The following is a 12,811-nucleotide window of genomic DNA, read 5'->3' as shown; positions in this document are numbered from 1 at the left end:
TGCTGTGGTCTCACGCAACTGGCTGCATCCTCGTCAGTGGCGCGAGAAAGGGGTTGATCATGAGCAAGCAAACCGTCCTTGATTCGATTCTGGCCGGAGTGAAGGCCGATGTGGCAGCACGCGAATCTGTGATCGACTTCGCCGCCATCAAAGCCGCCTCAGCGGCAGCACCGGACCCGATCGACGCAACCGCCGCACTGCGGGAGCCGGGAATCGGCGTCATCGCCGAGGTGAAGCGCGCCAGCCCGTCGAAAGGCGACCTGGCCGACATCATCGATCCGGCCGCGCTGGCACAGGCCTATGAGGCCGGTGGCGCCCGCATCATCAGCGTGCTCACCGAGGAACGGCGATTCCGCGGTTCGCTCGATGACCTCGACGCCGTCCGCGCCGTCGTGAAGATCCCGGTCCTGCGAAAGGATTTCATCGTCGGCCCGTATCAGATCCACGAGGCGCGTGCCCACGGTGCCGACGTCATCCTTCTGATCGTCGCCGCACTCGAGCAGAACGTGCTCAGCGCTCTGCTCGACCGCACGGAGTCCCTCGGGATGACCGCGCTCGTGGAGGTCCACACGGAGGAAGAGGCCGATCGCGCACTGCAGGCCGGTGCCTCGGTGGTCGGTGTCAACGCCCGCAACCTCAAGACCCTCGAAGTCGACCGCGACAGCTTTGCCCGGATCGCCCCCGGATTGCCTTCCAAGGTGATCCGGATCGCCGAATCCGGAGTCCGCGGAACTGCCGACCTGCTGGCGTACGCCGGCGCCGGCGCCGATGCGGTCCTGGTCGGAGAGGGCTTGGTCACCGCTGGTGACCCTCGTGCGGCCGTCTCGGAACTGGTCACCGCCGGAACCCACCCGTCCTGCCCCAAACCAGTCCGTTAGGCCCCTGCCTCCACCATGACCTCGCCGTCTTCTGCTTCAGCTTCTTCCTCTTCCGAACTCCCTCCGGCCAGTGCCGGTCTGGTCACCAGAACATCGGTCGAACCCGATCGGGGTGGACACTTCGGTGTCTACGGTGGCCGGCACGTACCCGAAGCCCTGATGGCCGTGATCGACGAGGTCACGGTGAACTGGGAGAAGGTCCGTACCGACGACGAGTTCCTGCACGAACTCGATCGTCTCCAGCGTGACTACAGCGGGCGTCCGTCGCCGCTGTACGAGGCGAAGCGACTATCGGAGCACGCCGGTGGCGCACGGATCTTTCTCAAGCGAGAAGACCTGAACCACACCGGATCTCACAAGATCAACAATGTGCTCGGTCAGGCTTTGCTTGCCAAGAAGATGGGCAAGAACCGCATCATCGCCGAAACCGGAGCCGGCCAGCACGGCGTGGCGACCGCCACCGCGTGCGCCATGTTCGGTCTCGAATGCATCGTCTACATGGGTCGCGTCGACACTGAACGCCAAGCGCTCAATGTCGCACGGATGCGTCTCCTCGGTGCCTCTGTGGTTTCCGTCGACACCGGTTCGGCGACGTTGAAGGACGCGATCAACGAGGCCATGCGTGATTGGGTCACCAACGCGCACAACACTTATTACTGCTTCGGGACCGCTGCCGGACCGCACCCGTTCCCGGTCATGGTCCGCGATCTGCAGCGGGTGGTCGGTCTCGAGGCCCGCGAGCAGATCCTCCGCTCGGCCGGCCGTCTGCCCGACGCTGTGGTCGCGTGCGTAGGTGGCGGATCGAACGCGATCGGTATCTTCCATCCCTTCATCGATGACAAAGACGTGCGCCTGATCGGCTACGAAGCCGCCGGCGACGGTGTCGAGACCGGACGTCACGCCGCCACCTTCACCGGTGGAACCCCCGGCGCGTTCCAGGGTGCCTACTCCTACCTGTTGCAGGACGAAGATGGCCAGACCATCGAATCCCATTCCATCTCAGCCGGTCTCGACTATCCCGGTGTCGGGCCCGAACACGCCTATCTCAAGGACATCGGCCGCGCCGAATATCGACCGGCGACCGACAGCGAAGCGATGGATGCGCTCGCGCTGCTCAGCCGGAAAGAGGGCATCATCCCGGCCATCGAGTCGGCGCACGCCGTCGCCGGTGCACTCAAGCTCGGTGTCGAGTTGGGGGAAGGGGCGATCATCGTTGTCAACCTGTCCGGGCGTGGCGACAAAGATGTTGACACCGCGGCCAAATGGTTCGGACTCCTAGACGAGGATGCAGACAATGACTGACGTCGAATCTCGGCTCGGACCGCTGTTCAACCGCTGCCGCGCCGAAGGGCGCAGTGCACTGATCGGTTACCTGCCGGTCGGATATCCCGACCTGCCCGGTTCGCTGGCCTCGATGCGGTCGATGGTCGAAGCCGGTTGCGACATCATCGAAGTCGGGGTCCCGTACTCCGACCCGGTCATGGACGGTCCGACCATCCAGGCAGCTGCCGAACAGGCATTGCGTGGTGGTATCCGGGTGCGCGACGTGTTCACCGCAGTCGAGGCCATCGCCGATGCCGGTGGCAGCCCCGTGGTGATGACGTATTGGAATCCCGTGCTGCAGTATGGGATCGATCGATTCTCCCGTGATCTGGCCGGCGCCGGCGGATTGGGCCTGATCACGCCGAACCTCATTCCCGACGAGGCCGACGACTGGATGGCGGCCTCCGCCGAGCACAAGCTGGACCGGATCTTCCTGGTCGCCCCGTCCTCGACGGAAGAGCGCCTCGCGATGACACTGGAGGCGAGCAGCGGATTCATCTACGCGGCCTCGACCATGGGCGTCACCGGCGCCCGCGACAACGTGTCGTCGATGGCACCGGAATTGTGTGCCCGGATCCGTGCGCACTCGGACATCCCGATCGGTGTCGGACTCGGTGTCCGCAACAGGGCCCAGGCCGCGGAGATCGCCGAATACGCAGACGGTGTCATCGTCGGATCGGCTCTGGTCTCGGCTGCCGCGGACAGCGATGCCGCTCTCCGGGGACTGACGGCCGAACTGGCCGAGGGCGTGCGGGCGGGTTCCGGGGTCCGTTCGTGAACAGCGGAACGCTGGCCTACATCCCCAGCCCGTCGCAGGGTGTCTGGGATCTGGGGCCCTTCCCGATCCGCGCATACGCGCTCTGCATCATCGTCGGCATCATCGTCGCGATCTATTGGGGCAACAAGCGCTGGATCGCGCGCGGTGGTCGCGACGGAGAAGTCCTCGACGTGGCGATCTGGGCCGTGCCCTTCGGCCTCATCGGTGGCCGGATCTACCACGTCGCCACCGACTGGAAGACGTACTTCGGCGACGGACCCAAAGACCCCGTCGATGCCCTCAAGATCTGGGACGGTGGCCTGGGTATCTGGGGCGCGGTCGCCTTCGGTGCGCTGGGCGCCTGGATCGGGGCCAGACGGGCCGGGATCAGGTTGCCGCCCTTCGGTGATGCGATCGCCGCACCGATCCTGCTGGCACAGGCCATCGGTCGCCTCGGCAACTACTTCAACCAGGAGCTCTACGGCGACGAGACCGACCTGCCGTGGGGTCTGAAGATCTACGAACGAGTTGATTCGTCGGGCTACAGCAGCCCCGGTCTGATCGACGGCAAGTCCACTGGCGTGGTCTACGCCATCGTCCAGCCGACGTTCCTCTACGAGATCCTGTGGAACGTCCTGATCGTGATCGCGCTCGTCGTGATCGACCGGCGGTTCCGGATCGGGCACGGCCGACTGTTCGCGCTGTACGTCGCCGGATACTGCCTGGGACGGTTTGTCATCGAGACGATGCGCACCGATGCGGCCTCGCTCATCTGGGGGGTGCGGGTCAACGTGTTCACCGCCGCGCTGGTGTTCGCCTGCGCCGCCATCTATGTGGTGATCGCACCCAAGGGGCGGGAGACCCCGGAGGAGATCTATCATCCTGGCGCCGCGCCGGATGCAGAGCACGAGCCGAGTGAACATCCGGTTGACGGCTATGTGGAGGACGATCCGGAGGTCGAACATGACACACCGGTCTCGGCCGCGGCCGACTCGGATTCGGGCAACGATTCGGACTCGGCGGGCGAGCGGCGTAAATCCAAGCCGGACACCGAAAGCGAGACCGGCGAGCGCCAGGTCTGACGGATATTCGATTCAGCCGACCTTCGGCTCAACTGCTAGCATTGGCAGTCGCACCAACATGAGTTCTCAGGTGCGTGTTCACACCACGGGCCAGTGACGTCCTGAGGATTGTCTGCTGGTTCCCTCGGATGTCCGGGGGCTAGGCGTGGAGGTCGGATTTGCTGTTCTCTCAGGTCCCCAAAGCCCAGGGTCTCTATGACCCTGACTCAGAAGTCGACTCGTGCGGTGTTGCCATGGTCGCCGATATTCATGGCCGGCGAACGCACGAGATCGTTGCGGACGGATTGCTGGCGCTGGAGAACCTCGATCATCGCGGTGCGGCCGGAGCCGAGACCAACAGCGGGGACGGTGCCGGGATCCTGATGCAGGTTCCCCACGGATTCCTGCGTGAGGTCGTCGACTTCGTCCTGCCCCCGGCCGACCCGGTCTCGGGGAACACCTTCGCCGTCGGAAACTGCTTCCTACCCGCCGAACCGGAGGCCCGCGCCCGCGCGGTGGCGCGGGTCGAGACGATCGCCGAGGAAGAGAACATCACCATCCTCGGCTGGCGGGAACTGCCCGTCGAGGTGGACGCGGCCGACATCGGCGCCACCGCCCGGGCTTGCATGCCGTTCATGAGTCAGCTCTTTGTCGCCGCACCCCTGCGGGCCGACGGCACCGCGCCGGCGGGACTGGATCTCGATCGTCTGGTCTACCCGTTGCGTAAGCGTGCCGAGCGGGTGACACCGGAGACCGAGGCCGACGCCAGTGGGCTCTACTTCGCGTCGCTGTCGAGCCGGACCATCGTCTACAAGGGCATGCTGACCACCAAGCAACTGCCGGCGTTCTATCCGGACCTGCGTGACGAACGCACCCGCAGCGCGATCGCCATCGTGCACTCCCGGTTTTCGACCAACACCTTCCCGTCGTGGCCGTTGGCCCACCCGTTCCGTTTTGTCGCCCACAACGGTGAGATCAACACCGTGCGCGGCAACCGCAACAGGATGCGCGCCCGTGAGGCCATGGTTGCCACGGATCTGATCCCCGGCGACCTCGCCCGCGTGTTCCCGATCTGCAGCCCGGACGCGTCGGATTCGGCGTCGCTCGACGAGGTGCTCGAACTCCTTCATCTGGGCGGGCGCAGTGTTCCGCACTGCGTCATGATGATGGTCCCGGAGGCCTGGGAGAACGTCCCCGACATGGACCCCCGGCGTCGCGCGTTCCTCCAGTTCCACGCGTCGCTGATGGAGGCCTGGGACGGTCCGGCGTGTGTGACGTTCACCGACGGCACCCTGGTGGGCGCGGTCCTCGACCGCAACGGATTGCGCCCCGGTCGCTGGTGGCAGACCGCGGGCGGCAAGGTGGTCCTCGCATCGGAGGCCGGTGTGCTCGACATCCCGAGCGAGGAAGTTGTCGCCAAGGGCCGGCTCGAGCCCGGCAAGATGTTCCTGATCGATACCGAGGCCGGCCGGCGTGTTCCGGACTCCGAGGTCAAGGGGCGGCTGATCGATGAGAAGCCGTACGAGGAATGGCTGCACGCCGGTCTGCTGGAATTGGCGCGCCTGCCCGAGCGCCCGCGGTTTGTTCCCAGCCACGAATCGGTGGTCCGGCGCCAGGTGACGTTCGGCTACACCGAGGAAGAGCTCCGGGTGCTGATCACGCCGATGGCGGCGTCGGGATACGAGGCGCTCGGATCGATGGGCACCGATACGCCGATCGCGGTGCTCTCGCAGCGGTCCCGGCTGCTCTACGACTATTTTGTGGAATTGTTTGCGCAGGTGACAAATCCGCCACTCGATGCCATCCGCGAGGAGATCGTCACGTCGATGGCCCGCGTGATGGGACCGGAACAGAACGTGCTCGATCCGTCGGCAGCCTCGTGCCGGCAGATCCTGCTGCCGTGGCCGGTCCTCAACAACGACGAACTCGCCAAGATCGTGCACATCAACGACGAGGGCAATCACCGTGGCCTGTCGGCGAAGGTGCTGCGCGCGCACTATCCGGTGGGTGAGGGAGGTCCCGGCCTCGAACGGGCGCTGGCGGATCTTCGGGCGCGGGCCAGCGAGGCGATTGCCGCCGGATTCTCGACGCTGGTGATCAGCGACCGCGAGACCACCCGTGATAACGCGCCGATCCCGTCGCTGCTGGCGACCTCTGCCGTCCATCACCACCTGGTCCGGACCAAGGAACGGACCCGGGTGGCGTTGGTCGTGGAGACCGGTGATGCCCGCGAGGTCCATCACATGGCTCTGCTGATCGGCTTCGGTGCCGCCGCAGTGAACCCCTATCTGGCGTTCGAGACGATCGAAGACCTCGTCGCAGAAGGCGAACTGACCGGTGTCACCCCGTCGCAGGCGGTACGCAATTATCAGCAGGGCCTGGGCAAGGGTGTGCTCAAGGTGATGAGCAAGATGGGTATCTCCACGGTCGGGTCCTACACCGCCGCACAGTGTTTCGAGGCAGTGGGGCTGGCTCCAGATCTGGTGCAGGAGTACTTCACCCGGACGAAGACCCGGATCGGTGGAATCGGGCTCGACGAGATCGCCGAGGAGGTCCGGATCCGCCATCACCGGGCCTATCCGCCGAACGCCACTCAGCAGGCGTATCGCCGACTCGAGGTCGGCGGTGAGTACCAGTACCGGCGCGAGGGTGAACTCCACCTGTTCAGCCCTGAAACGGTGTTCCTGCTGCAGCATGCGGCCAAGTCCGGCAAGGCCGAGGTCTACCGCAAGTACACCGACGAGGTGAACCGGCTGTCCCGGGAAGGCGGCACCCTGCGCGGTCTGTTCGAGTTTTCCTCCGACCGTGAGTCGGTCCCGCTCGACGAGGTGGAGCCGATCGAAGAGATCATGAAGCGGTTCAACACCGGTGCGATGAGCTACGGCTCGATCTCGGCCGAAGCGCACGAGACCATCGCGATCGCCATGAACACCATCGGAGGGCGCTCGAATTCGGGTGAGGGCGGCGAGGACACCGATCGGCTGTACGACCCGATGCGCCGCAGCGCGGTGAAGCAGGTCGCCTCGGGCCGGTTCGGTGTGACCAGTGACTACCTGATCAACGCGACCGACATCCAGATCAAGATGGCGCAGGGAGCCAAACCCGGTGAGGGCGGCCAGCTTCCGGCGTACAAGGTGTACCCTTGGATTGCCAAGACCCGGCATTCCACACCGGGCGTCGCATTGATCTCGCCGCCGCCGCATCACGACATCTATTCGATCGAGGATCTGGCCCAGCTGATCCATGACCTGAAGAACGCCAATTCGCAGGCGCGTATCCACGTCAAGCTGGTCAGCGCGATGGGGGTCGGCACGGTGGCCACCGGCGTCTCGAAGGCGCATGCCGACGTGGTGCTCATCTCGGGCCACGACGGTGGTACCGGTGCATCACCGCTGACGTCGCTCAAACACGCCGGCACCCCGTGGGAGATCGGTCTGGCCGACGCCCAGCAGACCCTCATGCTCAACGGGTTGCGCGACCGCATCACCGTGCAGTGCGACGGTGCGTTGCGGACCGGACGTGACGTCATGGTCGCCGCGCTGCTCGGCGCCGAGGAGTACGGATTCTCCACCGCGCCACTGATCGTCGCGGGCTGCATCATGATGCGGGTCTGCCACCTCGACACCTGCCCGGTGGGAGTGGCCACCCAGAACCCGAAACTGCGGGCCCGATTCACCGGTCAGGCCGAGCACATCATCAACTTCTTCAAGTTCGTGGCGCAAGACGTCCGGGAACACCTGGCGATGCTCGGATTCCGGACCCTCGACGAGGCGATCGGCCATGCCGAGGCGTTGCACACCGCACCCGGTGTGGCGCACTGGAAGTCGAAGGGGCTCGACCTCTCGCCGATCTTCAGCACACCGGAGACCACATCGCCGAAGCGGCGGTTGCGGGGTCAGGATCACGCGCTGGACAAGGCGCTCGATCAGACCCTCATCCAGTTGGCCGAAGGCGCCCTCGAGGATGCACATCCGGTGACCCTCGAACTGCCGGTCCGCAACGTCAACCGCACCGTGGGCACACTGCTCGGGTCGGAGGTCACCCGGCGATACGGCGCGGCCGGACTGGCCGAGGACACCATCACGGTGGCCCTGTCGGGTTCGGCGGGCCAGTCGTTCGGCGCGTTCCTTCCGCCGGGTGTGACGCTCTCCCTGACGGGCGATGCGAACGACTACGTCGGAAAGGGTTTGTGCGGCGGCAAGATCGTCGTCCGCCCCGATCCGGATGCCCTGTTCATCGCCGAGGATCAGGTGATCGCGGGCAACACCATCCTCTACGGCGCCACCAGCGGTGAGGTCTACCTGCGTGGTCGTGTCGGTGAGCGATTCTCGGTGCGTAATTCGGGTGCGCTCGCGGTCGTCGAAGGCGTGGGCGACCACGCCTGCGAGTACATGACCGGCGGCCGTGTGGTGATCATCGGACCGACGGGGCGCAATCTTGCGGCAGGGATGTCGGGCGGTATCGCCTATGTCTACCAACTGGATTCGTCCAAGGTGAACACGGCGATGGTCGACCTCGAGAGTCCCGACCCCGACGACCTGTTGTTCTTGCATGAACGCATCGTCGCGCATGTCGAACTCACCGGGTCGGCCGTGGGAGCATCGATGCTCGCCGACTGGCCGCGGCGAAGCCGCAAGTTCACCAAGGTGATGCCCACCGACTACCAACGAGTCCTCGACGCGGCCCGGATGGCGGAAGCCGAAGGCAGAGACGTGGATTCGGCGATCATGGAGGCAGCTCGTGGCTGACCCGCACGGATTCCTGGAAGTCGACAAGGCCGAGGCGGTACCTCGCCCGGTCTACGAGCGGGTCAACGACTGGCTCGACGTCTACGCCGACAGCGACCCACTGAAAGAGGACCAGAACGTCTCCGAGCAGGCGCGCCGTTGCATGGACTGCGGGATTCCGTTCTGCCACTCGGGAACCGCCGGATGTCCGCTGGGCAACCTGATCCCGGAGTGGAACGATCTGGTGCGCCGGGGTCGGTGGGACGTGGCGAGTGATCGCTTGCACGCCACCAACAATTTTCCGGAGTTCACCGGGAAGATCTGTCCGGCACCCTGTGAATCCGCGTGCGTGCTGTCCATCTCGCAGGCGACCACCGGTGGCAGCGTGACCATCAAGCGCATCGAGAAGACGATCGCGGAGGACGCCTGGCGCGAGGGATACGTCCGGCCGCAGACCTCGAAGACCACCTCCGGCAAATCGGTCGCCGTGGTCGGCTCGGGCCCGGCGGGTCTGGCTGCCGCACAGCAGCTCACCAGGGCCGGACACGCGGTGACGGTCTTCGAACGCGACGACCGACTCGGTGGCCTGCTGCGGTACGGCATCCCCGAATACAAGCTGCAGAAGTCCGACGTCGATCGGCGGCTGGCCCAGATGCGCGAGGAGGGCACCGAATTCGTCACCGGCTGCAATGTCGGCGTCGATCTGACGGTCCCCGAGCTCAGGGAGCGCTTCGATGCCGTGGTGCTGGCGCTGGGCGCACTGAAGGCACGAGACAACACAGCGGTGCCCGGACGGGGCCTTCGCGGGGTGCATCTGGCGATGGAACACCTGGTGCCCGCCAACAAGGAATGCGAGGGCGACGGTCCCACCCCGATCTCCGCTCACGGCAAACATGTTGTGATCATCGGTGGCGGTGACACCGGGGCCGACTGTCTCGGAACGGCGCACCGTCAGGGCGCGGCGTCGGTGACGCAGCTCGACTACAACCCGGAGCTGCCCGAAGAGCGCGACGACGACCGGTCGCCGTGGCCGACGTGGCCGTTGATCCTGCGTAGTTCATCGGCCCACGTCGAAGGCGGCGAACGCAAATATCAGGTGGCGGTGCAACGGTTCATCGGCGACGAGAAGGGCAATGTGGCCGCGATGGTCCTCGCCGAGGTCACCGTCGAGCGTGATGACGACGGTCGCCGCACGATCGTCCCGATCGGGGACGAGTTCGAATTGCCGTGCGAACTGGCGCTTTTCGCGATCGGGTTCGAAGGTGTCGAGGACATGGAACTCCTGACGGATCTGGAGCTCGCGACGAATCGCCGTGGCGCACTGGGGTGTGGCAGCGATTGGCAGACCGACGCGCCCGGGGTTTTCGTGTGCGGCGACGCACATCGCGGCGCCTCGCTGGTGGTGTGGGCGATCGCAGAGGGTCGTGCGGCCGCCCGTGGGGTCGACGAGTTCCTGATGGGTGCGTCCGATCTGCCGTCACCGGTGCATCCCGCGGCACTGCCCTTGTCGGTCCGTTGATGCTGCCGGTCTTTCGGCCTGTTGTCCGGTGGGTGGACCGATCAGTGAACGTCGCGGGTGATCTTGCCGGATAGCGGGGTTTTTCCCGGGACCGCCGTTCTGATGCAGAAAACAACTCGTGACGTTCTGGTGGCTCCCGTAGAGAGGGCCGACAGTGCGGACTAGGCTTGTAGGAGTGAATCGTCGTACCAAAATCGTATGCACCCTCGGACCTGCAACCGCAACTGATGAACGTGTTCAGGAGTTGGTCGAAAGCGGCATGGATGTCGCGCGACTGAACTTCAGTCACGGCAAGCATGAAGATCACCGGGAGATGTACGACCGGGTACGCAAGGCCTCCGACGCCACCGGGCGGGCGGTGGGCATCCTCGCGGACCTCCAAGGGCCCAAGATCCGGCTCGGCACGTTCGCCGACGGACCGGTCCAATGGCCGGCGGGCAAAGAGGTCCGGATCACCGTCGAGAACTGCGCCGGCACCGCCGAGCGCGTGTCGACCACCTACAAGCAACTGGCCGCGGACGCGCAGCCGGGTGACCGGCTGCTGGTCGACGACGGCAAGGTCGGCCTGACCGTGGTCGATGTCGAGGGCAACGACGTCATCTGCACCGTCACCGAGGGTGGCCCGGTCAGCAACAACAAGGGTGTCTCCCTGCCAGGGATGAACGTGTCGGTGCCGGCCATGTCCGACAAGGACGAGGCCGACCTGGAGTTCGCGCTGGCACTCGGCGTCGACATCGTCGCGCTGTCGTTCGTGCGGTCACCGGCCGACATCGAACTGGTGCACGCGATCATGGACCGGGTCGGGCGTCGCGTCCCGGTCATCGCGAAGCTGGAGAAGCCCGAGGCCATCGACAACCTCGAGGCAGTTGTGCTGGCCTTCGACGCGGTGATGGTCGCCCGCGGTGACCTCGGTGTCGAACTCCCACTCGAAGAGGTCCCGCTGGTGCAGAAGCGGGCCATCCAGATGGCACGTGAGAACGCCAAGCCGGTGATCGTTGCCACCCAGATGCTCGAATCGATGATCGAGAACTCTCGGCCGACCCGCGCCGAGGCCTCCGACGTCGCCAACGCCGTGCTCGACGGTGCAGACGCGGTGATGCTGTCGGGGGAGACCTCGGTGGGCGCATACGTCATGGAGACGGTGCAGACCATGGCGCGCATCGTGCAGGCCGTCGAGAACAGTCCGCGTACGGTTCCGCCGCTGTCGCACGTCCCGCGCACCAAGCGCGGCATCATCTCCTATGCCGCCCGCGACATCGGTGAGCGTCTCGACGCCAAGGCGCTGGTGGCCTTCACACAGTCCGGTGACACGGTCCGCCGGTTGGCCCGGTTGCACACGCGTCTGCCGTTGCTGGCGTTCACCCCGCTGCCGGAGGTTCGCAGTCAACTCGCGATGAGTTGGGGCACTGAGACTTTCATCGTTCCCAAGGTCGAGTCGACAGACGCGATGATCAAGCAGGTCGACCAGGCGCTCCTGGAGATCGGACGTCTGAAGGTCGGAGATCAGGTGGTCATCGTGGCCGGTGCCCCTCCCGGCACGGTCGGCAGCACCAACCTGATCCACGTGCACCGCATCGGAGAAGAGGACCACTGAGCCCGGTGGCGCCCGGAGGCATCCTCTACTGTTTGTGCCTGTGAGTGATACCCCGGGTACGCCGTCGGACCTGTCCAAACTGCTCTCCCTGTTCGATCTGGAGGAGCCCGAGCCGGATCTGTTCATCGGAGTGCATCCGACGCAGGTGGGTGCCCGGACCTTCGGTGGTCAGCTCCTGAGCCAGGGTGTGGTCGCGGCCGGCAGAAGCGTGCCGCGACCCACGCCGGTCCACGCGATCCACGCGCACTTCATCCGCGGTGGTGATGTGACCAAGCCGCTCGAGTACCACGTGACCCGCCTGCGCGACGGCAAGCCTTTTGCCAATCGCCTGGTGACGGTCACACAAGAAGGCGACGAGATCTTCTCGATGCTGGTCGCGTTCCAGGACAACAAGGCTGGACTCGAACATTCGGTGCAGATACCCGAGGTGCCGTACCCCGAGGACCTACCGACCCTCGGTGAGCACTTCAAGGGCTACGAAGACCGGATTGCGACGTTTGTGAACGCGATGCATCCCATCGACATCCGCTTCGCGAACGACCCGACCTGGAAGGCCCGCGAAACCGGGGAACGCCTCGAACACAACCGGGTGTGGATGCGCACCGACGGCCACATGCCCGACGATCCGCTGCTCCATGTCGCGGCCATGTGTTACGCATCCGACACCACGCTGCTGGATTCCATCATCACCACGCATGGATTGTCGTGGGGGATCGACAGATTGTTCGCCGCCACCGTGAACCACTCGATGTGGTTCCACCGTGAGTTCCGCTTCGACGACTGGCTGCTGTACGCCAGCGAGTCGCCGGTTGCGGCCGGATCGCGGGGGCTCGGCACGGGCCGCTTCTTCACCCGCGAAGGCGTGCTGGCCACCACGGTGGTGCAGGAAGCGCTCATCAAGTACTTCCCGCCGCGCGATTCGTGATCGACATCGGAGGCGTTGACCGGGCTG

Annotated in this window: 7 protein-coding genes and 1 pseudogene; all 8 read left to right on the top strand. The window is 65.5% G+C overall.

The genetic code is table 11. From position 1 onward, the window contains the following. Positions 1–59: 59 nt before the first annotated feature. The 8 genes and pseudogenes from trpC (at position 60) to VIQ49_RS17605 (ending at position 12,784) form a co-directional block, all read left to right on the top strand. A complete protein-coding gene (gene trpC / locus VIQ49_RS17640; protein WP_331886902.1) occupies positions 60–878 on the top strand; it encodes an indole-3-glycerol phosphate synthase TrpC in 819 nt (272 codons plus the stop codon). Positions 879–893: 15 nt separating this feature from the next. Next, positions 894–2,180, top strand: a complete 1,287-nt coding sequence (trpB, locus tag VIQ49_RS17635; RefSeq protein ID WP_331886900.1) for a tryptophan synthase subunit beta — start codon at positions 894–896, stop codon at positions 2,178–2,180. Then, a complete protein-coding gene (trpA, locus tag VIQ49_RS17630; RefSeq protein ID WP_331886898.1) occupies positions 2,173–2,979 on the top strand; it encodes a tryptophan synthase subunit alpha in 807 nt (268 codons plus the stop codon). Before trpB ends, trpA begins: the two co-directional genes overlap by 8 nt. Further along, a pseudogene (gene lgt / locus VIQ49_RS17625) lies at positions 2,976–3,906 on the top strand (prolipoprotein diacylglyceryl transferase); the annotation flags it as partial. The gene trpA and the pseudogene lgt, both read left to right, overlap by 4 nt. 292 nt (positions 3,907–4,198) lie before the next feature. Beyond that, complete coding sequence (gene gltB, locus VIQ49_RS17620; protein ID WP_331886896.1) at positions 4,199–8,767, top strand: glutamate synthase large subunit; 4,569 nt, start codon at positions 4,199–4,201, stop codon at positions 8,765–8,767. Next, positions 8,760–10,265, top strand: a complete 1,506-nt coding sequence (locus VIQ49_RS17615; protein WP_331886894.1) for a glutamate synthase subunit beta — start codon at positions 8,760–8,762, stop codon at positions 10,263–10,265. Before gltB ends, VIQ49_RS17615 begins: the two co-directional genes overlap by 8 nt. A 175-nt stretch (positions 10,266–10,440) precedes the next feature. Further along, positions 10,441–11,859, top strand: coding sequence for a pyruvate kinase (pyk, locus tag VIQ49_RS17610; protein WP_331886892.1), 1,419 nt, complete (start codon positions 10,441–10,443; stop codon positions 11,857–11,859). A gap of 34 nt (positions 11,860–11,893) precedes the next feature. Next, complete coding sequence (locus VIQ49_RS17605; RefSeq protein WP_331886890.1) at positions 11,894–12,784, top strand: acyl-CoA thioesterase II; 891 nt, start codon at positions 11,894–11,896, stop codon at positions 12,782–12,784. The last annotated feature ends 27 nt before the right edge of the window (positions 12,785–12,811 follow it).

Origin of the sequence: Williamsia sp. (assembly GCF_036566845.1) — a bacterium.
Lineage (GTDB): Bacteria > Actinomycetota > Actinomycetes > Mycobacteriales > Mycobacteriaceae > Williamsia.
The sequence above is the reverse complement of the archived record's forward strand: the minus strand, read 5'-3'. Positions and strand labels throughout refer to the sequence as shown.

What these genes read in the sequence shown, in the direction of transcription:
- trpA (WP_331886898.1), top strand. Translation starts at nt 2,173, where the DNA reads ATGACTGACGTCGAATCTCGGCTCGGACCGCTGTTCAACCGCTGCCGC.
- trpB (WP_331886900.1), top strand. Translation starts at nt 894, where the DNA reads ATGACCTCGCCGTCTTCTGCTTCAGCTTCTTCCTCTTCCGAACTCCCT.
- trpC (WP_331886902.1), top strand. Translation starts at nt 60, where the DNA reads ATGAGCAAGCAAACCGTCCTTGATTCGATTCTGGCCGGAGTGAAGGCC.